This window comes from Brevibacterium sp. UCMA 11754, from assembly GCF_021532275.1.
Lineage (GTDB): Bacteria > Actinomycetota > Actinomycetes > Actinomycetales > Brevibacteriaceae > Brevibacterium.
Window position 1 is genome coordinate 305,591 of record NZ_JACBOT010000021.1, and the last position, 21,548, is coordinate 327,138.

At 61.7% G+C, this 21,548-nt stretch carries 25 protein-coding genes; 5 read left to right on the top strand and 20 right to left on the bottom strand.

The window, feature by feature from the left end:
• Positions 1–68 precede the first annotated feature (68 nt).
• From HX613_RS10360 to HX613_RS10370, 3 genes are all read right to left on the bottom strand, one after another.
• Positions 69–782 (bottom strand): class I SAM-dependent methyltransferase, encoded by a 714-nt coding sequence (locus HX613_RS10360; protein ID WP_235345252.1) that lies wholly within the window; start codon positions 780–782, stop codon positions 69–71.
• On the bottom strand, positions 779–1,222 hold the full coding sequence (locus HX613_RS10365) for a thioredoxin family protein (protein ID WP_135447348.1): 444 nt from the start codon (positions 1,220–1,222) through the stop codon (positions 779–781). The genes HX613_RS10360 and HX613_RS10365 overlap by 4 nt, the downstream gene beginning before the upstream one ends.
• Positions 1,223–1,363: 141 nt before the next feature.
• A complete protein-coding gene (locus HX613_RS10370; RefSeq protein WP_235345253.1) occupies positions 1,364–2,380 on the bottom strand; it encodes an LCP family protein in 1,017 nt (338 codons plus the stop codon).
• A gap of 536 nt (positions 2,381–2,916) precedes the next feature.
• Between HX613_RS10370 and HX613_RS10375 the strand changes: the two genes are divergently transcribed.
• Positions 2,917–3,120 carry a cold-shock protein gene (locus HX613_RS10375; protein ID WP_009882802.1) on the top strand — a complete coding sequence of 68 codons (204 nt, stop codon included), beginning with the start codon at positions 2,917–2,919 and terminating at the stop codon, positions 3,118–3,120.
• A 169-nt stretch (positions 3,121–3,289) separates the two neighbouring features.
• Here HX613_RS10375 and HX613_RS10380 read toward each other — a convergent pair whose 3' ends face one another.
• Together HX613_RS10380 and HX613_RS10385 are read right to left on the bottom strand one after the other, a co-directional pair.
• Positions 3,290–3,586: a hypothetical protein gene (locus HX613_RS10380; RefSeq protein WP_235345254.1), complete on the bottom strand. Its 297-nt coding sequence runs from the start codon at positions 3,584–3,586 to the stop codon at positions 3,290–3,292.
• Positions 3,587–3,658: 72 nt separating this feature from the next.
• On the bottom strand, positions 3,659–4,090 hold the full coding sequence (locus HX613_RS10385) for a MarR family winged helix-turn-helix transcriptional regulator (protein WP_235345255.1): 432 nt from the start codon (positions 4,088–4,090) through the stop codon (positions 3,659–3,661).
• 222 nt (positions 4,091–4,312) lie between these two features.
• Between HX613_RS10385 and HX613_RS10390 the strand changes: the two genes are divergently transcribed.
• Positions 4,313–4,957: an HAD family hydrolase gene (locus tag HX613_RS10390; RefSeq protein WP_235345256.1), complete on the top strand. Its 645-nt coding sequence runs from the start codon at positions 4,313–4,315 to the stop codon at positions 4,955–4,957.
• A 265-nt stretch (positions 4,958–5,222) separates the two neighbouring features.
• On the opposite strand, the gene HX613_RS10395 is transcribed toward HX613_RS10390, so the two are convergent.
• From HX613_RS10395 to HX613_RS10415, 5 genes are all read right to left on the bottom strand, one after another.
• Positions 5,223–5,792: a DapH/DapD/GlmU-related protein gene (locus HX613_RS10395; protein ID WP_235345257.1), complete on the bottom strand. Its 570-nt coding sequence runs from the start codon at positions 5,790–5,792 to the stop codon at positions 5,223–5,225.
• Between the two features lie 54 nt (positions 5,793–5,846).
• Positions 5,847–6,869: a zinc-dependent alcohol dehydrogenase family protein gene (locus HX613_RS10400; protein WP_235345258.1), complete on the bottom strand. Its 1,023-nt coding sequence runs from the start codon at positions 6,867–6,869 to the stop codon at positions 5,847–5,849.
• 96 nt (positions 6,870–6,965) lie between these two features.
• A complete protein-coding gene (locus HX613_RS10405; protein ID WP_235345259.1) occupies positions 6,966–7,109 on the bottom strand; it encodes a hypothetical protein in 144 nt (47 codons plus the stop codon).
• Positions 7,110–7,112: 3 nt separating this feature from the next.
• Positions 7,113–8,015: a helix-turn-helix transcriptional regulator gene (locus HX613_RS10410; RefSeq protein WP_235345260.1), complete on the bottom strand. Its 903-nt coding sequence runs from the start codon at positions 8,013–8,015 to the stop codon at positions 7,113–7,115.
• A gap of 115 nt (positions 8,016–8,130) precedes the next feature.
• Positions 8,131–8,649, bottom strand: coding sequence for an SRPBCC family protein (locus HX613_RS10415; RefSeq protein ID WP_235345261.1), 519 nt, complete (start codon positions 8,647–8,649; stop codon positions 8,131–8,133).
• 61 nt (positions 8,650–8,710) lie between these two features.
• Here HX613_RS10415 and HX613_RS10420 point away from each other — a divergent pair, with 61 nt between their 5' ends.
• Positions 8,711–9,208, top strand: coding sequence for a GNAT family N-acetyltransferase (locus tag HX613_RS10420; protein WP_268826749.1), 498 nt, complete (start codon positions 8,711–8,713; stop codon positions 9,206–9,208).
• On the opposite strand, the gene HX613_RS10425 is transcribed toward HX613_RS10420, so the two are convergent.
• The 7 genes from HX613_RS10425 to HX613_RS10455 all read right to left on the bottom strand — a co-directional run bounded on the left by HX613_RS10425 (position 9,158) and on the right by HX613_RS10455 (position 16,445).
• Complete coding sequence (locus HX613_RS10425) at positions 9,158–10,120, bottom strand: LysR family transcriptional regulator (RefSeq protein WP_235345263.1); 963 nt, start codon at positions 10,118–10,120, stop codon at positions 9,158–9,160. The two genes, HX613_RS10420 and HX613_RS10425, sit on opposite strands and share 51 nt — an antisense overlap.
• Before the next feature lie 117 nt (positions 10,121–10,237).
• On the bottom strand, positions 10,238–10,771 hold the full coding sequence (locus HX613_RS10430) for a GNAT family N-acetyltransferase (RefSeq protein WP_235345264.1): 534 nt from the start codon (positions 10,769–10,771) through the stop codon (positions 10,238–10,240).
• A gap of 39 nt (positions 10,772–10,810) precedes the next feature.
• The gene (locus HX613_RS10435; protein WP_235345265.1) at positions 10,811–11,374 is read right to left on the bottom strand and encodes a dihydrofolate reductase family protein; all 564 of its coding nucleotides are present in this window, start codon (positions 11,372–11,374) and stop codon (positions 10,811–10,813) included.
• Positions 11,375–11,418: 44 nt separating this feature from the next.
• The gene (gene dnaB / locus HX613_RS10440) at positions 11,419–12,729 is read right to left on the bottom strand and encodes a replicative DNA helicase (RefSeq protein WP_101618901.1); all 1,311 of its coding nucleotides are present in this window, start codon (positions 12,727–12,729) and stop codon (positions 11,419–11,421) included.
• A gap of 173 nt (positions 12,730–12,902) precedes the next feature.
• Positions 12,903–14,297 (bottom strand): FtsX-like permease family protein, encoded by a 1,395-nt coding sequence (locus HX613_RS10445; protein WP_235345266.1) that lies wholly within the window; start codon positions 14,295–14,297, stop codon positions 12,903–12,905.
• A gap of 13 nt (positions 14,298–14,310) precedes the next feature.
• Positions 14,311–15,672 (bottom strand): FtsX-like permease family protein, encoded by a 1,362-nt coding sequence (locus HX613_RS10450; RefSeq protein ID WP_235345267.1) that lies wholly within the window; start codon positions 15,670–15,672, stop codon positions 14,311–14,313.
• 8 nt (positions 15,673–15,680) lie between these two features.
• Positions 15,681–16,445, bottom strand: a complete 765-nt coding sequence (locus HX613_RS10455) for an ABC transporter ATP-binding protein (protein WP_235345268.1) — start codon at positions 16,443–16,445, stop codon at positions 15,681–15,683.
• A gap of 282 nt (positions 16,446–16,727) precedes the next feature.
• On the opposite strand from HX613_RS10455, the gene HX613_RS10460 reads away from it, so the two are divergent.
• The gene (locus HX613_RS10460) at positions 16,728–17,138 is read left to right on the top strand and encodes a VOC family protein (RefSeq protein WP_204235307.1); all 411 of its coding nucleotides are present in this window, start codon (positions 16,728–16,730) and stop codon (positions 17,136–17,138) included.
• Here HX613_RS10460 and HX613_RS10465 read toward each other — a convergent pair.
• Entirely contained in the window at positions 17,129–17,692 is a 564-nt protein-coding gene (locus HX613_RS10465) for a TetR/AcrR family transcriptional regulator (RefSeq protein WP_235345269.1), read from the bottom strand. The two genes, HX613_RS10460 and HX613_RS10465, sit on opposite strands and share 10 nt — an antisense overlap.
• A 177-nt stretch (positions 17,693–17,869) precedes the next feature.
• On the opposite strand from HX613_RS10465, the gene HX613_RS10470 reads away from it, so the two are divergent.
• Entirely contained in the window at positions 17,870–18,730 is an 861-nt protein-coding gene (locus HX613_RS10470) for an NmrA family NAD(P)-binding protein (protein WP_235345270.1), read from the top strand.
• Positions 18,731–18,761: 31 nt separating this feature from the next.
• On the opposite strand, the gene HX613_RS10475 is transcribed toward HX613_RS10470, so the two are convergent.
• Positions 18,762–20,315 (bottom strand): AMP-binding protein, encoded by a 1,554-nt coding sequence (locus HX613_RS10475; protein ID WP_235345271.1) that lies wholly within the window; start codon positions 20,313–20,315, stop codon positions 18,762–18,764.
• Positions 20,316–20,355: 40 nt separating this feature from the next.
• Positions 20,356–21,489 (bottom strand): DUF5938 domain-containing protein, encoded by a 1,134-nt coding sequence (locus HX613_RS10480; RefSeq protein ID WP_235345272.1) that lies wholly within the window; start codon positions 21,487–21,489, stop codon positions 20,356–20,358.
• Positions 21,490–21,548: the final 59 nt, after the last annotated feature.

Below are 21,548 nucleotides of genomic sequence, written 5' to 3' on the forward strand. Positions count from 1 at the left end.
AATCGCCCACGATCATCCGCAGTGTTTCACGAGGTGAGATGCGGTGATCTCATTCGCCGAGGTGGTCCTCAGTCGGTGATCCTGTGTGCCAGGAGCACACTGTCGTCGAGTTCAGCAGGCTGACCGTCGGGGCCCTCGACCTCACGGGTGCGCAGTTCGGCGAGTTCGATCTCCCAACGGACGGGGCTGCCGCCGATGAGCAGGGCGAAATCGCCGTTCGCGGTCACCGGTTCATGATGATGACCGAGGCCGTGGCCAAGTTCCTCGTCAAGGTTCTCCGCCCACGGCGGCATCTCGGCGTGGGAGATGAGCAGCAGTCGGCCATCGGGTGCGACGTGCTCGGCGACCTTTCCGACGAGCTCCTCACGTGTGTCGGGCAACCGGGTGTGGAGGAAGCAGCCGATGACAAGGTCGTAGCCGCCTCGGCGAGGGTGCTCTTCGTCGGAATTCGCACCTGAGGGATCCCAGGTGGAGACGTCAGCGACCTCGAAGGATGCGGTGGCACCCTTCGCTGCGGCTGCTTCCGCGGCCCGGTCGACGGCTGTCTGCGACAGGTCGATTCCGATGGCATCCCAGCCGTGTTCGGCCAGCCAGATGGCGTCGGCGCCCTCACCGCAGCCGACGTCGAGGACACGACCGGGGGTGAGGCCGCCGACTGCCGCGACGAGCGCCTCGTTGGGATTGCCCGACCAGATGGCTTCGCCGGTTCCGGCATATCGCTCTTCCCAGGCCGCAACGGAGTCGGGGACTCCTGTATTCACGGCCTGTTGGGGTTCGGTCACTGTTGGGGTCCGGATTCTGGGGAGACTTCGGTCGCCTCCGACTCCACTGCGGCGTCCGATCCTTCGGCTGCCTCGACGCCGGCTTCCTGCTTGGCCAGTTCCTCGCGGACCTCGTTCATGTCGAGTTCCTTGACCGCGGTGATGACCTGTTCGAGCTGAGGCGCGGCGAGCGCGCCCGGCTGGGCGAAGACGACGATGCCCTCGCGGAAGGCGACGAGGGTCGGGATGGAGGAGATCGCGAAGAGTCCCGCGAGTTCCTGCTGCGCCTCAGTGTCGACCTTTCCGAAGACCACGTCCGAGTACTGTTCGGAGGCCTCTTCGTATACGGGGGCGAACTGCTTGCAGGGGCCGCACCAGTCGGCCCAGAAGTCGAGAAGAAGGATCGAGCTGTCGGTGATGGTTGACTCGAAGTTGTCTTTGGTGATTTCGATCGTAGACATTCGGGCAGTCTAAACGCCGACTATGAATACTGTCTGGACACTTTCGCAGTCTGGACAGCGACGCGGGTCCAGGGCCCGTTCACGACGCACACCAGTCACCTCGGTTCGTCGAACTCGCGTGTGGACCCGATCTCGCGAAGCTCAGTCCACGAGGTCGACGATCGGCTGATCTGCGGTGATGGCTGAGAAGACAGCATCGGCGGCAGATGATTTCACGACGCGGTTCTGATTGTCCGGTGCCGGCTGCCAGGGCATGATCGCAAAGGTGATCGAGTCCTTGGGCACTGAAGACACGGTCGCGGCCAGCGAGCCGAGGGAGGAGACCGAATCGAGTTCGTCATCGACGCGCAGCGAAGAGGTGACCGCGTCAAGGAAACTGTAGAGCCGGTCGGGCCTCGACAATGTGTGGGAGCTCTTCGCTCGGTCGATGATGGAGTCCATGACCATCTGCTGATTGCCCATGCGCGAGATGTCGCTGCCGTCTCCGACGGCGTGCCGGGTCCGCGCTAGGGCGAGAGCATCCGTGCCGCCCAGGGTCTGCTCCCCTGCGGGCAGGTCGAGGTTCGCCTTGTCGTCGTGCAGGGGTTCGTCGAGATCAACAGTGATCCCATCCAGTGCGTCGACGATTGTGGCGAAGCCGTCGAAATTGACTTCGACGAAGTGATCGACGCGAACTCCCGTGAGCTCTTCGGCCGCAGAGACCGAGCATGCAGGACCCTGGTTGAGTGCCGAATTGATCATTCCGCGCTGAGCCGGCGAAGCACCGGACCCGGTGTCTTCGCAGGCGGGCATGTCCATCATCGTGTCGCGCGGAATCTGGACGGCATCGATGCGAGAGGAGTCATCGGAGACATGGGCGAGAATCATCGCGTCACTGCGCGCACCATCGCCGGAGCCGTAGTCATTCGTGTCCAACGCCCTGGTATCGGAGCCGAGAATGAGGACGTTCAGTTCATCCGTGATCTTCTCGGGCGCCTCACCGTCCCCTGCGCGCAGGGCTGAGGAGGTGATGTTCCCCTTGAGGTTGTGAACAACGGCGACAATCGTGACCGGGACTCCGATGACGAGGACCGCGAGTATGGCGACGATGGTGCGGCGACGTCGGTACTTCATGGCAAGGCGGCGCTGTCGTCGTGGACCGACTTCGGTATACGGCATAAAACTTCAATTCGCGATCGGCGATGGATTGCATACAATCCTAAACATAATTTCTCTGAACTTTCTGTCACCGATGGGCGACACATTCTGTTAGAGTTGAATTGTTCCTGTACGAAACTGTGCGGAACGTGTGGTGCCGCGAGCGTAGGTAGATTCGCTTGGTGCCGTGCTGTTGCCTGTTGGCGCGTGTCTACCATCCGCGCCTCTCTAATTTTCTGACTTTTCAATCCAGCCGTTCTTCGGCTTCCGTCCAGCACCTTCGAGTGCCCTACCGAGACCGCACTTCCCGCTTTCGCCTGAGATGAGGATTCTTCACTTCAGCACGAATCTCGGAACTTCGGTTTCTCCACATTTTTCTGCCGGACCTGCGTTCAATGCGCAGATCATCCGACAGGAAGTCACATCTTCAGACGATCAGCTGATCGGCAATGTCGTTCAGTTCAGGTCTCTGACAATGTGAACAGCCGGGCCCTCAAAGGGTCCGACCATCCAGACCGCTCCGGCGGTCACCAGTTTAAAATAAGGATACAAAGATTATGGCTACAGGTACCGTGAAATGGTTCAACTCGGAAAAAGGTTTCGGATTCATCCAGCCTGACGATGGTTCAGCAGACGTCTTCACTCACTTCTCCGCGATCGAATCGACCGGCTACCGTGAGCTCGCCGAGGGCCAGAATGTTGAATTCGACTCGGAAATGGGCTCCAAGGGTCTTCAGGCCACAAGCGTTCGTCCCCTCTGAGACTTCCGTAACTTTCCGGTCCCGGCCGGATCGCGATTGATTCGTCAATAGCGAGCACCTGCCGGGAACGCAGTTGCACTGAGTTACACCAAAAGCGTGTGTTCGCGTTTGGAGTTTGTGTTTTCACTTGCTCCGAATGCGGCCACACGCTTTTCGGCGTCCGCAGGCTTTAAGCGGTGTCGACGTCAGGCGCAGCCTCTAGGCCCTCGGCAATCGTTTCGGAGATGGCCAATTCGCCACGGCCGAACATTCCAGACAGATGTGCCAGGGTCTCAGGGAATCTGTCGAGGTAGTCGAAGAAGACGAAGCCTTCCATCCTCGCTCGACGCAGACCAAGCTGCATGCAGTTGCGGATTCCGGCAGTCGGCAGATCACGCTCATATCCCGTGGCCACTGCTCCGCAGAGCACGATCCGGCCCTGATCGGCGAGGTTGTCGATGGCAGCCCCAAGCAGCTCGCCGTACACCTCGGCGCGCCTACAGGAAGAGCCTCATCATCAGGACGCAGCGCCGATTCCGAGTGGGAACGTCGGCTGACGTCAGTTCTCACCCGAAACTGGCCGCCGAGCAAATGACGGCGCCAGACGTCCCAGCAGCTCGGTCAGCTGCTCCTGCTCTGCGGAAGCGAAGACGTCACCCAGAAGGGTGGCGGCCTTCTCCTCGGCGACCTTGACGGCATCTTGGTAGAGCGCGGCGCCGACGTCGGTCAGGCAGACGAGTGAGATCCTCGCATCGTGCGGGTCGGAGTCCCGGGACAGATATCCGAGCTTTTCCAGCGGTGCGACCAAGCGGGCGATTCCAGATGGAGTGATTCCCAGGCTCTCTGCCAATTCGACTCGGCGCAGTCGTCGACCCGGCGCAGAGCTTAGGCTCTGCAGGACTGTCAGGTCGTTGAGGGAGAGGCCTTGGACCTCAAGCTTTCGCCGGATCTCGGTATCGGCCCGGACAAGACGCATGCACAGTTCCAGCACGAAGAACAACCTTTCATTGTTAACTCACTGAGTCCTCAATGATATGTCATGTAAAAGCATTTCAAAACCTGGCATGAGTGTATTGAGCGTCTTGAGCGTCTCGCGGGCAATGAACTGAGGTTCGCCGAGCCATTGTCGAACATCTTCAGCAGATGCAGGCGCGGCTCTCCGAGAGTAGCGTTGGAATCCTCGAGGTCCCCACACAGAACAGGTGATGCCACTATGACTCATCCGACCGACCTGCACCCCACCACCGTCGTCTTCGACCTGGGCAACGTCCTCATCGGCTGGGATCAGACCGGACCTCTTGCCGATCGGATGACCCGGTACGAGTGGAATGATTTTGCCGCCGAGGCGGACTTCGGCATGCTGAATACGCTGGCTGATCGCGGGGTGCCGATCACAGAGGTGATCGCACGGGCGGCCGAATCCGATCCCAGTCACGGCGAAATCATCGCCGCCTACTATGACCGCTTCGACCTGTCCCTGACCGGTCCGATTCAGGGAATGGCCGAGGTCGTCGCCGAGCTCAGGGCCTCCGACGTCAGGCTGCTGGGTCTCTCGAATTGGTCGGCCGAGACCTTCCACCATGCGCCGAAGGTCGCGCCGGCGATCAACGAACTCGAAGATATCGTGGTCTCGGGGCGGGAGAAGCTGATCAAACCCGACCCTGAGATCTTCCATGTACTGAGCCGACGCTTCGACCTTGTCCCCGAACGAACGGTCTTCGTCGATGACCTGCCGGCTAACATCGATGCCGCCGAACAGCTCGGCTTCATCGGCCTGCTCTTCACCGATGCCCGGCAGCTGCGAGACGACCTCATAGGCCTCGGACTCCTCTCCTCCCCTGCTGCCGCTGAAAGCTGAGGACGGGTCGTTCCCGTTCACACTCGAACTCGAGGAGCACAAGACTTCTGAGCGAATCGAATCCGAGCTCAAAAACCTCGGTCTGGAGTCCAAACACGTCTCGAAGACGGGCCTCGTCACTGTCATCGAGAACGGTCAGGGCCCGACAGTCCTCGCCCGGGCCGACATCGATCGGAACTGCTGCCGCGATCTCCGCCGACGCCTTCGACTGCACCATCGAAGACCTCTTCACGCCCTGAACCGAGCCCAGATCAATGCGGCTGCCTCAGGCGGTGGCCGACCGCACCACGCGTGCCGGTGATCCGACCACGACGGTTCCTCCACGCACGTCCTTGGTCACGACCGAGGCCGCCGCAACCACGGCGTTGTCGCCGATGGTCACGCCGGGAAGAATGGTCACATTCGAACCGATCCAGACGTTGCGCCCGATGACGATGGGTGCCGGGTGCATGTCGGCACGACGATCCGGGTTGATGTCGTGGTTGAGGGTCGCCAGAACCGTGTTGTGGCCGATGAGGCTGTCGTCGCCGATGGTGATTCCACCCTGGTCTTGGAAGCTGCATCCGGAATTGATGAAGACCCGTCGACCTATCGTCGTATTCTTCCCGAAGTCGGTGTGAAACGGCGGGAACATCGTGACTGTCTTGTCCACTGGTTTCCCAATCAGCGCAGTCAGCAGCTGCCGAACCTCGTCTGGCTCGTGATACGAACCGTTGAGCTCGGCGGTGATGCGCAGCGCCTCTTGGCTGCTGCGGTGCATGACCGCGTGCAGGGGCGAATCGCCGACGATTGTCTCACCGTTATTGAGTGCTTTGACCAGATCTTTGAGTTCCACACTGACCAACCTTTCGCGTTTCTCGCTTTCCTGCATTTTCGGCGGGAATGATGCTCAGGGTTTGAGCAGAACTTTGATCGCCTCACGCTTGTCCATTGCGGCATATGCCTCGGCGGCCCGATCCAGTGTCATCGTCTGGTCGAAGACCTTGCCAGGATCGATGGTGCGGCTCCAGATGAGGTCGATGAGTTCGGGCAGGAATCGACGCACCGGAGCCGGGCCGCCATGCAGATGGACAAGACCGAAGAAGAGTTCACCGCCGGGCAGTTCGACATCGTGCGAAACGCCCACATATCCCACGTGGCCTCCGGGACGTGTGGAGCGGATCGCCTGCATCATCGATTCCTGTGAGCCGACAGCTTCGATGGTGCTGTCGGTGCCGAGTCCGTCGGTGAGCTCCTTGACCTTGGCCACACCGTCATCGCCGCGTTCTTCGACGATATGGGTCGCGCCGAATTCACGTGCGAGTTTCTGCCGGTCCTTGTGGCGGCTCATGGCGATGATCGTCTCGGCGCCCATCTGCTTCGCGGCGAGGATCCCCATCAGGCCGACTGCGCCGTCGCCGATGACGGCGACAGATCTGCCGGGTCCAACCTCGGCAGCGTCAGCTGCGAACCAGCCGGTGCCCAGCACGTCCGAGGCGGCCAGGAGCGATGGGATGAGGTCCTCATCGGGCTGCCCGGGTGTGGCGACGAGAGTGCCGTCGGCATGCGGAATACGAGCGTATTCGGCCTGAGTGCCGATGCCGCCGTCAACGAATTCCCCGTTCACGCACCTGGACTGGTAGCCGGCGGTGCAGATCGGGCAGGTGTTGTCGGAGATGACGAAGGATCCGACGACGAAGTCTCCGAGTTTGACCGTGTTGACCTGGTCTCCGATCTGTTCGACGATGCCGACGTATTCGTGGCCCATGAGCTGCTGATCCGGGGTGTCGGCACCGCGGTAGGGCCAGAGGTCGGACCCGCAGACACAGGCAGCCACGATCTTGATGACCGCGTCAGTGGGTTCCTGAATCTCAGGGTCGACTCGTTCTTCGACTCGAACGTCGCCGGGGCCGTGCATGATGATTCCGCGCATAGGTGTCTCCTTGAATTGTGGTGGTGTTGAATTGTGGTGGTGTTGAATTGTGGTGGTGTCAGAGCCGATGTCGGCGCTGGGTACTGTCAGCCCGGGTCAGGGGCGGTGGTAATCCTCGTCGGCCACGTGTTCGAGCCAGGCTGTGTGACCACCGGATGCGAAGCGGACCCGGGCGACGACCATCGACTGTCCGGGAGGGTTCTTCACGGTCGGAGTGGTGGGGAGGATCGTGTGCGACATGAGTCATTTCCTTTCGGCAGCCGATGCATCGCCTGCAGGAGGCGCAGAATCGAACTGCGTCTTGTTCCAAGAGGCAAGCAGTTGAAGTTTCTGATGGGACTCCGAACCGGGTTCGGCCGTGTAGATGTAGAGGGCGAGTCCCTCCTCGGCGGTGACGCTCAGCTCCTCGTAGGCCAGGTTCAGTTCGCCGACTTCCGGATGGTTGAAGCGCTTCGTGCCCGAGCCATGCGTGCGCACGTCGTGAGCGGCCCACAGTTCTCGGAAGGTCTCGCTCTGGGTGGAGAGCTCACCGACGAGATCCTGGATGCCGCGGTGGTGCGGATCCTTCCCGGCCGCATTGCGGATGATCGCCACACACATCTGGGCGAACATATCCCAGTCCGGGTAGAAGTCCCGCGAAGCCGGGTCGAGGAATTGGAATCGCGCGAGGTTGGGGGTGCGACCACCGTCGCCGATGACCGGGGAGTAGAACGCTCTGCCGAGTTCGTTGATGGCGACGATGTCCTGGACATCATTGCGGACGAAAGCGACGGAATCCTTGATCGACTCGAGCACCCAGTGCAATGTTTCGTGGGGCGGCTTGGCCGGTGAAGTCGGCCGCCGGTGCCTGCCCGAGGTGGGAATGCCGTCAGCTGCCCGTGCGAGGTCGACGAGGTGGCCCCGTTCCGTCTCATTGAGCATCAGTGCCGAGGCGAGCGCGTCCAGTACGGACGCCGATGCCCCGCAGATCGCTCCACGTTCGAGCTTCGAGTAGTACTCCACACTCAACCCGGCGAGAGTGGCGACCTCGCTGCGACGCAGCCCGGGCACCCTCCGGTTGCCGTAGGACGGGAGCCCGACTTGATCGGGCGTGATCTTCGCCCGGCGCGACATCAGGAACTCGCGTACCTCTGCTCGGTTGTCCATGTCATCAAGACTAGACTCGCCTCGAGCCGAGAGGGATACCCTGTCAAGGCACCCCTCGCCAGGACTTCCCCCGACGTCTCACGATGGCATCCATTCGACTTCGTGATGGTGCTTTTCAGGCCGCCTCGGAGTTCTTCCCGAGCGAGAACTCGTCCTTCATCGCTGTCAACGTCCCGTGGATGTTCAGTCTCTGGAAGTCTGCGAAGAGTCTGCCGCTGGTGAGTACACGGTCGACGATCGCCGCGAACCAGTCGGGCCATGCTGTGCGGTCGTCGTTCCAGGTCTCGGTGACTCGTGTGCGCCCGTCGATGTCCTCGAACTCATAGATCCAGGTGGCGATGCCGGCACGGAGCTTCGGTGAGCCGGCACCGATCTTGCGTACCTTGAAGGCGAACCGTTCACCCGGATCCGAGGCTGTGACGACGCATTCGGTGACCCACCCCGCCCGGCCCCGATGATTGCTTCCCTCGAAGACTTCGCCGACCTGCAGCGGCCGAGAGTCTGCCGGCGTGTGTGCGCCGATGTTCTCCGGACTCCAACGCGGCATCTGCGTCGGATCGGCCACCTGCTCCCACAGGGTGAGTGCGTCGACGTCGATGATCATGGCGTCGCTGACCTGCATTGTGCGCTTCATCTGATCTCCTTCCTCGCTTACGTCCACCCTACTGTCGCGAGCGTGGAGTACCCTGAAATCCATGCCACCGAACGCGACTTCCCGCTTGAGATTCCGTGAGATGTCAACGGACGATCTCGACGAAATGGCGGACCTCCTCGGCGACCCCCGGGTCATGGAGTACTACCCGCACCCCAAGAATCGCACTGAAGCCGCTGGGTGGATCGATTGGAACGTGCGCAACTATGCCGAATACTGTCACGGGCTCTGGGTCATAGAGACGCATGCCGGCGAATTCATCGGAGACTGCGGCCTTACCTGGCAGAAGGTCGATGATACACGCGGCCTGGAACTCGGATACCACGTGAAGAGTTCAGCCCAGAAGTTCGGCTATGCCACAGAGGCGGCCATTGCCTGTCGCGACTACGCCGGTTCACATGCGCTGGCGTCTCGTTTGGTCTCGATCATCCACCAGGACAACAGATCCTCCCAGCGGGTGGCTGAGAAGGTCGGCATGAGACTCGATCGATCACTGCGCCACGCATCGCCGGTCCACCTCGTCTTTACCATGGAGCTGTGAGGGCGCCGGTTGAGTGCCACGCTGCCCCAGGAGAGCCTTTTCATGAGCAACCGTCTGATCCCGCAGGGCCTGGACGACGGCGGCAACGGCGGGGCGGCGCATCGAGTCGGGCCGCAGCACCATCCAATAGGGAAGCCGTTCCGACAGGGTCTCCGGTAAGAGTCGGACCAGGTCGGCATGCAGGTCACCCATGAAACAGGGCAGGAAGCCGATCCCCGCACTGGCGCGTGTGGCTTCCACGTGGACGAAAACATTGGTCGAGGACAATCCGTCTTTCATCGTGGGGACCAGGCGACGCGGGGCGTCGAGGTCGTCGACTTGGAGCATGGAGTCTACGAAGTAGACCAGTCGATGTTCAACCAATTCCTCGACCGTTGCCGGTGTGCCCTGTTCAGCCAGATAGTCCTTTGAGGCATACATGCCCAATTCGTAGTCGCCGAGTTTGAACGCTTCAGCGCGGTGCACCTGCGGCTCGCCCACCACGACTTCGATATCCAACCCGGATCGCTGCTGCAGAGCCTGGCGGGTCACGGTCACGATCTCCACGCTGAGTCCGGGATGTCGACTCCGCAGTTTTGCCACGGCCGGGGCCGCCACGTAGGCGCTGAAGCCGTCCGTGGCTGTCATTCGGACCACTCCGGTGATCGGGTCGGGGGCACGGCCTGGTTCGCCGAGGCTGCGCACCGCATCCTCCACCTGTTCCGCCACCCGCACTGCCTCTGCACCCAATTCGGTGAGTTCCCAACCGCCGGACGCTCGAGACAGGACACGTCCGCCCAAGGCTTTCTCCAGAGCCGCGATGCGACGCGAGATGGTCGTGTGATTCAGCCCCAACGTCGCCGCCGCAGTCGTGAACTTGGCTGATCGGGACACCGTGAGCAGCACAAGCAGGTCGTTCGGCTTCATGTCCATATCTGCAATATTAGGCAGAGAGGACTCCGAAATGGGTCGAAGAGCCGCAACGTCTGTGCATGAATGCTCACCACCCACGCAGAACGATCGGACTCAACTGTTCAGAATCGGTACTGTTCAGAATCGGTCAAAGGGACCTGCGTATTGGAATGTTCCGCCCTGACCGTCATAGTCCGAGAGTGTGCGGATCTGGAAGTAGTCGCCCCACTCGGACTCCGGTGAGCAGACTGCAGTCGCCGAGGCTGGGACGAAACCGAAGCGCGCGTAATAGGCAGGCTCTCCGAGCAGGGCGACAACTGTCTCACCTCGTGCATCTGCAGCACCGAGTACCGCATGCATCAGGGCGGAACCGACACCTCTTCCCTGCTGCCCGGGTTGGACACTGACCGGTCCGATGCCAAGAGCTGGGGAGGAATCGATGTGAGCACGCGTGGCCAGAACGTGCCCGATGATCACGTCGTCTTCTACGGCGACGAGAGAGAACTCGGGGATCCACGCGGCGTCGTCTCGAAGCCACGAGATCAGGGTCGCTTCCCCAGGATCTCCGCCCGGCTCCACCGGTGGAGCGCTGTGCTCTGCGCCGCGAAATGCGGCCGCAGTCACGGCGCGGATGGCTTCGATGTCGCCGGAACGTTCCCGTCTGATCAGCATGGAAGTCAGGCTACCGTGCACCGATGCGCACTCGGACACTCAACGCCTTGTCTCGTATCGAGTCAGGAGAACACCGTTGGGAAACGACTGTGTTCCCACCAGATTCACATTCACCCAGCTGTCCAGGTGTGTGAAGAACGGCGTACCACCGCCCACCAGGACGGGGTAGGTGACAAGAATGTACTCATCGATCAGTCCGGCCCGCATGGCCGCGGAAGCAAGCGTGGCGCCCACGATGTCCATGGGACCACCACCGTCTGACTTGAGCCGAGTGATCTCAGCAGCGGCATCGCCGGAGAACAGCCGCGCGTTCCAGTCGACCGCGCTGATCGTCGAGGAGAACACCACCTTCGGCATGTCCAGCCACCTGCGCGCATACTCAAGTTCTGCTGGTGTGGCCCCAGGCTGCTGGGCTGCCGTCGGCCAGTGAGAACTCATCGCCTCCCAGAGTCGCCGACCGTACAGCGCCAGCTCAGTCGCACCCACCCGATCGGACCACCACTGGAACACCTCGTCATTCGGCGTGGTCCAGCCAAGATCATCTTCAGGCGCGGCGACGTAGCCGTCCAGGCTCACATTCATCGCAAAGGTCAGTTTCCGCATGACATCGGCACCTCTCAAGTCGGCAGCCGCTGGTGCAGAAGAGTCTACTGCGGCATGTTGACGAAACGGGACTTCGCGCCCTGGAAGGCCACAGAGATGTCAGCTGTCGGACCCGCACGGTGCTTGGCGACGATGATGTCGGCCTCGCCGGCACGTTCGTGTTCCTTGTCGTACATGTCGTCACGGTGGATGAGCAGCACCATATCGGCGTCCTGCTCGATCGAACCGGACTCACGCAGGTCCGAGATCATCGGCCGCTTGTCAGTCCTCTGCTCGCTGCCGCGGTTGAGCTGTGAAAGCGCGATGACCGGGATCTCGAGCTCTTTGGCCAAGAGCTTGAGCGAACGGGAGAACTCGGAGACCTCCTGCTGACGCGACTCGACTCGTTTGCCAGAGCTCATCAGCTGCAGGTAGTCGACGCAGACCATCTTGAGATCGTGCTGCTGCTTCAGGCGTCGGCACTTCGCACGGATCTCGGTCAGTGCCATGTTCGGGGAATCGTCGACGAACAGCGGGGCATCGTTGATGCGCGATTCCGTTGCGGCGAGGGTCGTCCAGTCATGAGGGGACAGTTCACCGCGGCGAAGGTTCTGGAGGGGAATCTCCGACTCCGCGGACAGCAGACGCATGACGAGTTCGTTCTTGCCCATCTCCAAGGAGAAGAAGACGGCGGCCTGGCCATGGTGGATCGCCGCCGACCGCATGAAGTCCAGCGCCAGGGTGGACTTGCCGACACCGGGACGAGCCGCGATGACGATCATCGTGCCCGGGTGGAAACCATTGGTGAGCTGGTCGAATTCGGTGAAACCGGTCGGCACACCCGCGGTCTGCCCATCGGTGTCGCCATTGCGTTCGATCTCCTGAGCGACATCGCTGAGGATGTCGGAGAGGATCACATAATCCTCTGTGGTGTGACGCTCGGTGACCTGGTAGATCTCCGCCTGGGCCGAGTTCACGACCTCATCGGTGTCCCCTTCCGCGTCATAGCCCATCTGCACGATGCGAGTGCCGGCTTCGACGAGGCGGCGCAGGACGGCCTGCTCGCGCACGATCGCGGCATAGTAGCCGGCGTTCGCGGCAGTCGGAACGGAGGAGATGAGCGTATGCAGGTACGCTGCGCCACCGACTCGGGAGAGGTCACCGGTCTTCGTGAGGTAGTTGGCCACCGTCACCGAATCCGCAGGCTCACCGCGCGAATACAGGTCGAGTACGGCCTCATAGATAGTCTCGTGAGCAGGCTTGTAGAAGTCATCGCCGGTCATGGATTCGACGCAGTCGGCGATCGCATCCTTGGACAGAAGCATCGCACCGAGGACGCTCTGCTCGGCCTCGACGTCCTGCGGCGGGGTCCTCATCCCGTCAAACCCCTGATTGTTGCTCAATCGTCTTCCTCTTCCTCGAACCTTGCCGGCGGACACCCGCTTTCAACGCCCTCCAACTGTACCTGGATCGAGAAGCCGCAGACCCACCTCGGCGGGGATATCCGAGTGTGAGTACACGCTCACTCCGGCATGCTCACAGCCCCTCCTCAATCCCGTGAACGGCCTGCGGTCGCCACGGTCACGAGGATCGGCTTCGCCAGCTGCAATCCCGATCTGATGATGAGGATACCGAGGACCACTGACGCGAGAATCGTTGAGAACGTGATTGGTTTGAGCACGAGCGCTGCCCCGGCCAAAGGCAGAACGAGAAGCAGACCGAGCCCGCCTGCCAGCAGCGACACCCAGATGACCGGCCCCAGAACTGCTCTCACCATGGCTTTGTGCATGGTCTCCGGATCCATTCCCGCGGCATAGAGATCTTGGAACGTGTCGGCTCGATCGTAGATGTCGGCAACCTGGTTGATCAGCGCGGATACAGCGATCAACAGGATCGAGATTCCCATCACCAGCATGACTCCGGTGAAGATGTCCTGCAGGAGGAACCGGTCGGCGTCGTGCATCCGGGTGCCCGGCTCGTCCCCCGCGTCGAGGCCGAGCTGCATGAGCGAGATGCCGGTTCCGCCCACGGCAGCGACGAACGCAGTCATGGCCAACCCGGAGACTCTGCGCCAGAACCGCTTGGGTTCGTCGGAGACCAACCGCGCGGCGATGAGTCGTTCCGGGGTCTGCGCCCGATTCCCGCTCAGGTGGGCAAACCACCTGATCAGCAGGCCGCCGACGAGGTCGACGACGATCAGTCCGAGGATGAACATGACCATGATGGCCGCGATCAGGATGCCCAGTCCGAGGCCGCCGCTCTGCGTCAACGACACGGCGACCGGCAGGAGCACAATCGCGACGACTGCCAGGATCACCTGCCCGAGGGGAAACTTCCGCTCGAGTGACTTGGTGCGCACACCCAGCGGTGAGATCGCGACCCTGCGCAGGCCCATCAGCGAGGCCGCGATGCACACGAGGATGAGGAACACGACCACCGAGGCCACCAACCACGCGGGCATGAGCATGTTCGCGTATCCGATGGGATGTCCCATGAAGTGGATCAGGCTCACCGGCCAGGCCAGTCCCAGGTAGCCGAGGACGCCGAGGACGATTCCGCAGATCGCGGGCACCAGCGGTTCGGCCACCGCGAGAGTGACGATGGACGAGCGCCTCGCCCCGAGCAGCGACATCGTGGACAGCCGCTCATCCTGTCGCCGGGCGGACAGCGTCGCCGAGGCCGACGCCAGTGTGCTCGCGGGAATCACGAGCAGGACGGTCGCGAAGCTCGCAAGGAACTTGTACATGAAGTCCATGCCAGCCATACCCGGGTCCGGGCTGGGTGGGGTCTGGAAGAACATCCAGGCTCCGGCGGCGACGGTGAGGAACAGGGAGGTACAGGCGAAGAACGCGCTCGTCACCAGCAGCGAACTCGACGAGGTCAGCGTCGTGCGCCCCAGGACGAGGGGAACGACGCGGGTTGCTGTGGGCAGAACGATCGGCATGTCGATCTCCCTCTCAGGCCGCAGCGTTCGCAGCGGTCACGCTGCGCACGAGCGGTCGGGTGAACTGCAGCCCCAGCCACACCATCGCCACGCCGCCGACGAGCACTGCTGCGACGACCCCAATGGTCAGCGGATCGCCGAGATCACTGGCCGAAGCCATGAGTCCGGCCAGCATTCCGCCCAGCACCAGGGACACGAGGGTGACGAGGACGATGGGCGACATGACCGCGTTGACAGTGACTCGGTGCATCATCTTCTGCGTCATTCCCGCCGAGTGCAGCTCACGGTAGGTCGATGCCCGGTCGAGGATGTCTGCTGCCTGGTTGATCGTCGCGGAGATGACAATGAAGACGAAGGCGATAGCCAGGGTGAGGGTCAGTCCGGTGAAGATGTCATCGGCCATGTACTGGTACGGGCCCATGATCGCCTTGTCTTCAGCGGTGAGATCGCCCTGATTCGCCCGCATCATCGCCGTTCCGGCACCACCGACGACCGCGATGAAGGTGATCATCGCCAGACCTGCCACGCGACGCCAGTACTGTGCCGGTGCATCGGCGATCATCGACGCAGCGATCATCGACGTGGGTGTGCGGGCGATCCGGTGACTGAACCAGCCGTGGATGCGCATGACGAGGACACCGATGACATTGATGAGCAGGAGCGCGATGCCGATCGTGATGATGCTTGCAATCGTATAGGTCATCGTCGGCTGGTCCCGGTTGAGGGAGAAGACCAGGGCGCCGATCATTCCGACCGCGAGCACGATCACGGCGATGATGCGAGCGATGGGGAACTTCCTGGCCAAGGACCTGGTGCGCACGCCCAACGGTGAAATCGTGATTCTGCGCAGGCCGAGCAGTGCGGAGATGAGGCAGACGAACAGCAGTCCGATGACGACTGCGGCGAGCAGCCACGTCGGCATCATCAGTGCGGAGTACCCTAACGGCTCACCGGTGAAGACGAGGAAGCTGAGTGGGTAGGCGAGCAGGAAGTAGCCGACGATCCCCGCGATGATGCCGGCCGAGGCGGGGATGAAGGGTTCGGCGACCGCCAGCAGCCGGACGGTGCCGGGCTTCGCGCCCAGCAGTGAGAGTGTGGACAGGCGTTCATCCTGACGCCGGGCACTCAGCTTCGCCGAGGCGACCCCCAAGCTGATCGCGGGAACGATGAGGAAGACCGTGGCCAAGATCGCGAGCATGCGATAGAGGTCGGCCACCTCGGCGTATCCGGAGACATCGGGTCGGTCGTTGAACGCCCAGGCACCGCCGGCGACCGTGAGGAAGAGCGTCGAGCATGCGAAGAATGCGATGGCGACGAGCTTTGAAGTCGTCGAGGTGAAAGATTTCTTGGTCAGTACGACGGGAAGGATATTCATGGTCGGCATCACCGGTTGTTCTGAACGTACTGGCTGGTCTGCACGAGCTGGTCGTTCCCCATAGGCTGGTTCGCGGAGTCGGAGACGATCCGACCGTCTGCAAGGCGGACGATGCGCGAGCAGCGAGCGGCCACCGTCTCATCGTGGGTGACCACGACCAGAGTGGAGCCCCGTCCGGTCGTGGATGCCAGGAGTTCGGAGAGCACCTCGCTGGAGGTGGAGGAGTCCAGGGCGCCGGTGGGCTCGTCGGCGAAGGTGACCACGGGCTGGGTGACCTGGGCGCGGGCGATGGCCACGCGCTGAGCCTGCCCGCCGGAGAGTTGTCCGATGCGTTTGTTCAGGTGCTCGGCCAGTCCCAGGCGCTGGAGCCACGCGCGGGCATGTTCGGTTGCATCGGTGCGCTTCAAGCCTGAGAGCATGGCGGCGAGCGCGACATTGTCAAGAGCGGTGAGTTCGGGCAGGAGCAGACCCTGCTGGAAGACAAAGCCGAAGACCTCGCGGCGCAGTGCAGTGCGGCCCTTCTCCTTCAGTGACGTGATCTCGGCGGCAGCGCTGCGGTCGGTGGGCAGGAGGCGGATATTTCCCTCATCAGGACGGATGATGCCGGCCAAGCAGTGCAGGAGGGTCGTCTTTCCGGAACCGGAGGGCCCCATGATGGCCAAAGATTCGCCGAGGCCGATGGTGAGGTCGACTCCGGCGAGCGCATAGGTCTGGTTGTAGTGCTTGGTCACGTTCGTTGATGTGATGATTGCGGGAAGCTGTGTGTTTGTCATGTCTCTATATTTTCGCAATCGGACTTGCCCGACCATGAAGACCTCCCACCACCTCGGCGAGGAAAACCCGACACTTGGGAGGGGGATTGCAGATCCGGCGAATCACTTGGTGATTGGCACGGGGCCGGACCCGCCGATAGACCAATCGGCGATCAGCCGCCTATTGTGAATGCGCAGCGGACGCCCGATAGCTCCGCTTCCAATGAACCACTTCGCGTGAACCGCTCTGGGTGGACTCGCGACGAGGACGAACCAAGACACGTCTACTACTGAGGAGTCATCATGAAGGCACAGTGGATCAGCATTCCGGTCGACGATCAGGCTCGTGCTCTGAAGTTCTACACGGATCGGCTCGGCTTCATTCCAAAGGTCGATGTGCCGGTCGGCGAGGACTTCCGCTGGCTGACAGTCGTCTCACCAGAGGATCCCGATGGCGTGGAAGTCGTCCTCGAACCCAAGGGACACCCCGCCGCGAACGACTTCACTTCTGCGCTGAAGGCAGACGGAATCCCCATCAACCAGTTCTCCGTCGACGACGTCCAAGCAGAATACGATCGACTCACCGCGCTCGGCGTGACCTTCACTCAGGAACCGACGACCATGGGCCCGGTCACCACGGCGGTTCTCGACGACACGGTCGGCAACCTCATCCAGCTCATCCACCAGGAAGAGGGCGAGGGGCCTCAGCTCTGAAGTGAGCGGCAGATTCCGTCGAGAACAAATCCGGTTCGCCGATCGTAGGCCGCTCTGGAAGGGCGAACCCCGTACTTGAGTGCGAGTGAGTTGTCGACGGCCATCGCTTGAAAGTCCTCCGGGGTGACTCCTTCGGCCAGAGCGTTGGCCGCATGCCCATCCTGCACAAGCTCCTCGTGGAAGCTTCCCCCGAGGTGACAGAGTTCCATGAGTGGGCCCGAGGCAGGAAACGTCTGCAAGAGCACGTCATTGACCGCTGGTATTCGGAACTGAAGATCTCGGATGGCACTGACGTAGAATCGAATCCGCTCACTGATACCGGGAACCGAGCGGGCGTCATCAATAACGGACTTCAGCTTAGTCGCGACGACCTCGTCGATGACGGAATCGATCAGTCCGATCCGCCCGCCGAACCTGTTGAAGATCGTCGCCTTGCTCACCTGGGCGGAACCGGCGACGTTCTCCAGCGGTGCCGAAAGTCCCTCGACGCGAAACACCTCGATTGCGGCAGCGCGGATCCTCTCGACATTACGGCGGGCATCAGTGCGCAACATCGGCCCAGAATTCCTATCAGCCACCCTCAGCTCTTCCCTGTTCTCTCCATAACTTGACTCTATTGGTCACTTTACCGCAGGATGGATGTCGGCACTAAGTTGACCATTCCAGTCAACTTGAAAGGGGTGCCTCCATCAGCACCGGTCTCGGACCGGCTTCAGCGAAAGGTCGCCGTAATGATCATCGTGACCGGAGCAACGGGCGCTCTCAACGGATTAACTGTGGAACATCTCCTCAACCGGATTCCGCCGAGTGACATCGGCGTCAGCGTCCGCGATCCTAAACGCGCGCAGCATCTGGCTGACAGAGGAGTCCGCGTCAGACAAGGAAGCTACGACGAGCCGGCCGCGCTCCGCGATTCGTTCGCCGATGCCGAGCAGGTGCTGCTGGTCTCATCGAGCGACGTCACCGCGGACGTCAACTCTCAGCACAGGACCGCCATCGACGCCGCAGTCGAGGCCGGGGCCAAACGGATCCTCTACACCAGCGCTCACGGAACAGGCTTCAATACGCCCTATCCCCCGCTGGCAATCAACGCTGCTGCGGAGCAGTACCTCGCCGAGTCTGGCGTGGCATGGACGGCTCTGCGCAACGGCTTTTATGGTCACCTCGAGCAGCTCCTCGGACCATGGCAGGCAACGGGCACGATCGCCAAGCCGGCCGATGGCCCCTTCGCATGGGTCGACCGACGCGACGCCGGCGAAGCGGCCGCGACGATCCTCACCAGCGCTGAGGCGTTCGAGGGCCCAGTCAATCTCACTCCGGCTTCTCCGGTGACTCTCACCGACTTCGCTGCACAGGCTTCCGAACTGTCGGGCCGCCCCGTCGAACGTATCGTTGTCGATGACGAGGAATGGGTTGCTGGTGAGATTGTCGACGGGGTACCCGAGTCGGCAGCACGCTTCACTTTGGCAATGTTCCAAGCAACGCGAAGCAACCACTTCGCTCAACCCGACCACACGCTGTCTCGCCTTCTCGGACGGGAGCCCCGCAGCATCGCTGACCAGCTCGCGGACCAGCCCGTGCGCGCCGTGTGATCCTCCACGAGAACGCAGTGCTCCGCGCGGTTCAGGAACTCGAAACGGCAGTTTCGCTTTTGAGAAGCTCGTCACGGATTTCGACCTTGAGGACCTTGCCTACCTTGGATCGGGGCAGATCGTTCCAAGCATCGATGCGTTTCGGTGTTTTGATGCTTCCGACCAGTCCTTTCACATGGACCCGCAGTTCATCCATGGTCACCTCACCGCCTCGGCGAAGTTGGACGACAGCGGTGACCATCTCACCCCAATGCTCGTCCGGAAGCCCGATGACAGCGCAGTCCTGCACATCAGGATGGGAGAGCAGTGCCTGTTCCACCTCGGTGGAATAGACGTTGAAACCTCCGGTGATGATCATGTCCTTGGCTCGATCGACGACGTAGAGGAGATTCTCCTCGTCGAGGTAGCCGATGTCGCCGGTGTGATGCCAGCCGAATCGCGTCGCCTCCTCGGTCGCCTCAGGATTCTTGTAGTAGCCCTCCATGACGAGAGATCCGCGCACGACGATCTCGCCGCGTTCTCCTCTGGGGAGGATCTCGCCGTCGGAAGACATCACCTCCACCGTACACAGAGGGGAAGGTCTGCCCGCCGAACTCAGGCGGTTCTTAGCCAATGTTCCGTCAGGCAGGAAATGATCCTCCGGTGCCAAGGTCGAAATCATCATGGGTGCCTCCGTCTGCCCGAACAGCTGCGCCATGACCGGGCCGATCCTCTCGATCGCCTCCTCCAAACGCACAGGCGACATGGGCGCAGCCCCGTACCACAGGCACTCGAGAGAACTGAGATCGGTGGTCTCCAGCCCCGCCTCGGCGAGGATCATGTATACGATCGTCGGGGGCAGGAACGAGTGAGTCACCCCATGCTCTTCGACATTGATCAGGAACTGCCCGACGTCGGCACCGCGCATGATGACTATCTCACCGCCGAGGGAGAGGATCGGAAAGCAAAGGACCCCGGCAGCGTGTGTCAGCGGTGCCATCGCCAGGTACACGGGCTTCTTCCTGAACGGATAGGACATCAAGGTGAGCGCGGTCATCGTTTCGAGATTTTGATTCGATAACATCACCCCCTTGGGCCGTCCGGTCGTGCCCCCGGTGCCGACGACCATCGCCAGATCGCCCACAGGTGCGCCCGAAGCTTGCCGGTCCCCGCCAGCTTCGAGGAACGCTCCCCAGCTGAGCACCCCTCCGGGCTCGGCATCCAGGCATACCCAGGTATGGACCATGGGCAGATCGCTTCGAATACGGTCGACGAGTTCCGTGTAGGCATTCGCGAAGATCACGACCTTGCAGTCAGAGAGCTCCAGCAACTCCCGATTCTCCTGAGCTTCGTTGCGAGGGTTGATCGGACACCAGACGGCTCCGATCCGGCTGATTCCGAAGACACAGGTGAAAGCTGTCGGATCATTGCCTGAGATGATGGCGACCTTGTCTCCCGGCTTGACCCGCCTGGCTGCGAGTCCGGCAGCGATCTCACGCGAGGTGGCCTGCACCTGTGCGTAGCTCAGGGTGTCGCCATCGGTCGTCAAGCATGGTGCCTTCGGGTCGATGGAAGCACCCTTGTCGAGATAGTCGAAAAGTCTCATGATCGTCGTTCCTTCAATCCTGTGTCTTCGGTTCTGAATCTCAGTCCTGTACGGTCAGCACGGGCTTGGCAACCAGCCCGAACTCCCGCAGGACGCCCAGCAGCTCCTGATGGCCAAGTGCCTGGCATCCGGAGGCGAACCCCACCCGCCGAGGTGCCTGCTGGGTCAGGTGGTAGGCGAAGTAGGCCTGCAGCAGTCCGGTCTGCTGATAATTGCTGTTTCCGTGGATGACACAATGTGCCCGTCCCAGAGGTCCACTGGCGTGGACCGAGTCGAGTGACTTGTTCACCAACGGGTTCTCCCTCGGCGGCATCTCGCTCATCACCTGGGCAGCAGTCTCGATGAGCACCTTGTCGCGGTCTTCATCTGACATGTCCTTGGTCTGTTCGAGCGCATTGGCCACAATGACCGGAACACCCCGCATCAAGGGCGTATTGAACACGCCACCTTGAGCCTTCACATTGGCAACGCGAGGGTCGTTCTTGAACCAGACCGGGTGGCTGGTTCCGCCCCAGGGCAGGGACTGCGCCAGTTCGTGCTGGCCGGGAACGACAAGTGGAACCAGCCCCTCATTCGGATCGAATTCGGTGTACGCATTGCGTTCGAGGTAGTACGCCTTCGAGGTCGCGGCATTGACGAGGATCGTCTGCGTCGAGGCGATCGTCGGGCTTCCACCCCAGAACACGGCGATGTCCAAGGTGTCGAGTCCAGGTTTCTCAAGACACAGGTTCGCTGCGATCTCGCCGATTGTGTACATCTGAGCGAGACCAGGTGAGAGGAGCAGCCCCTTGGCGGCGTATTTCTCTCCGAACTGCGTCTCACAGGTGAGCAGCCAATCCTGCTCACCGGAGGTATCCGTGTAATGAGCTCCTGCGGCCAGTGCCGCCTCGACGACGGTGGGACTGTACTTGGTGAAGGGACCCACCGTGTTGAGCACAACGCTGGCTCCGCTGAAGAGCTCGGTAAGTGCCTCGACGGTGTGATCGACGGCTCGGACCTCATAATCGGCGGTCTCGATCCCAGGGACGTTGGACTGCATCGACTCCCGAACACGGTCCTCGTTGCGGCCGGCTGCCACGAAAGGCACACCGTACTGACGAAGGTATTCGCAGATGATGCGGCCCGTATATCCGCTGGCTCCGTATACGACGACGGGCTTGTTCTGCTCAGGCATAATTTTCTCCTACTCGTGAATGGCGTTCAGGTGCACATGGGTATGGGCATGCAGATCTC

Bases quoted from the DNA above. Each gene is read 5' to 3' on its own strand.
- HX613_RS10455 (WP_235345268.1), bottom strand. From the start codon at position 16,445: ATGACAAACACACAGCTTCCCGCAATCATCACATCAACGAACGTGACC.
- HX613_RS10430 (WP_235345264.1), bottom strand. From the start codon at position 10,771: ATGCTGATCAGACGGGAACGTTCCGGCGACATCGAAGCCATCCGCGCC.
- HX613_RS10460 (WP_204235307.1), top strand. From the start codon at position 16,728: ATGAAGGCACAGTGGATCAGCATTCCGGTCGACGATCAGGCTCGTGCT.
- HX613_RS10445 (WP_235345266.1), bottom strand. From the start codon at position 14,297: ATGCCGATCGTTCTGCCCACAGCAACCCGCGTCGTTCCCCTCGTCCTG.
- HX613_RS10415 (WP_235345261.1), bottom strand. From the start codon at position 8,649: ATGAAGCGCACAATGCAGGTCAGCGACGCCATGATCATCGACGTCGAC.
- HX613_RS10425 (WP_235345263.1), bottom strand. From the start codon at position 10,120: ATGGACATGAAGCCGAACGACCTGCTTGTGCTGCTCACGGTGTCCCGA.
- HX613_RS10400 (WP_235345258.1), bottom strand. From the start codon at position 6,869: ATGCGCGGAATCATCATGCACGGCCCCGGCGACGTTCGAGTCGAAGAA.
- HX613_RS10370 (WP_235345253.1), bottom strand. From the start codon at position 2,380: ATGCCGTATACCGAAGTCGGTCCACGACGACAGCGCCGCCTTGCCATG.
- HX613_RS10465 (WP_235345269.1), bottom strand. From the start codon at position 17,692: ATGTTGCGCACTGATGCCCGCCGTAATGTCGAGAGGATCCGCGCTGCC.
- HX613_RS10405 (WP_235345259.1), bottom strand. From the start codon at position 7,109: ATGTCGCACACGATCCTCCCCACCACTCCGACCGTGAAGAACCCTCCC.
- dnaB (WP_101618901.1), bottom strand. From the start codon at position 12,729: ATGAGGACCCCGCCGCAGGACGTCGAGGCCGAGCAGAGCGTCCTCGGT.
- HX613_RS10390 (WP_235345256.1), top strand. From the start codon at position 4,313: ATGACTCATCCGACCGACCTGCACCCCACCACCGTCGTCTTCGACCTG.
- HX613_RS10365 (WP_135447348.1), bottom strand. From the start codon at position 1,222: ATGTCTACGATCGAAATCACCAAAGACAACTTCGAGTCAACCATCACC.
- HX613_RS10420 (WP_268826749.1), top strand. From the start codon at position 8,711: ATGCCACCGAACGCGACTTCCCGCTTGAGATTCCGTGAGATGTCAACG.
- HX613_RS10480 (WP_235345272.1), bottom strand. From the start codon at position 21,489: ATGCCTGAGCAGAACAAGCCCGTCGTCGTATACGGAGCCAGCGGATAT.
- HX613_RS10375 (WP_009882802.1), top strand. From the start codon at position 2,917: ATGGCTACAGGTACCGTGAAATGGTTCAACTCGGAAAAAGGTTTCGGA.
- HX613_RS10470 (WP_235345270.1), top strand. From the start codon at position 17,870: ATGATCATCGTGACCGGAGCAACGGGCGCTCTCAACGGATTAACTGTG.
- HX613_RS10475 (WP_235345271.1), bottom strand. From the start codon at position 20,315: ATGAGACTTTTCGACTATCTCGACAAGGGTGCTTCCATCGACCCGAAG.
- HX613_RS10435 (WP_235345265.1), bottom strand. From the start codon at position 11,374: ATGCGGAAACTGACCTTTGCGATGAATGTGAGCCTGGACGGCTACGTC.
- HX613_RS10450 (WP_235345267.1), bottom strand. From the start codon at position 15,672: ATGAATATCCTTCCCGTCGTACTGACCAAGAAATCTTTCACCTCGACG.
- HX613_RS10410 (WP_235345260.1), bottom strand. From the start codon at position 8,015: ATGGACAACCGAGCAGAGGTACGCGAGTTCCTGATGTCGCGCCGGGCG.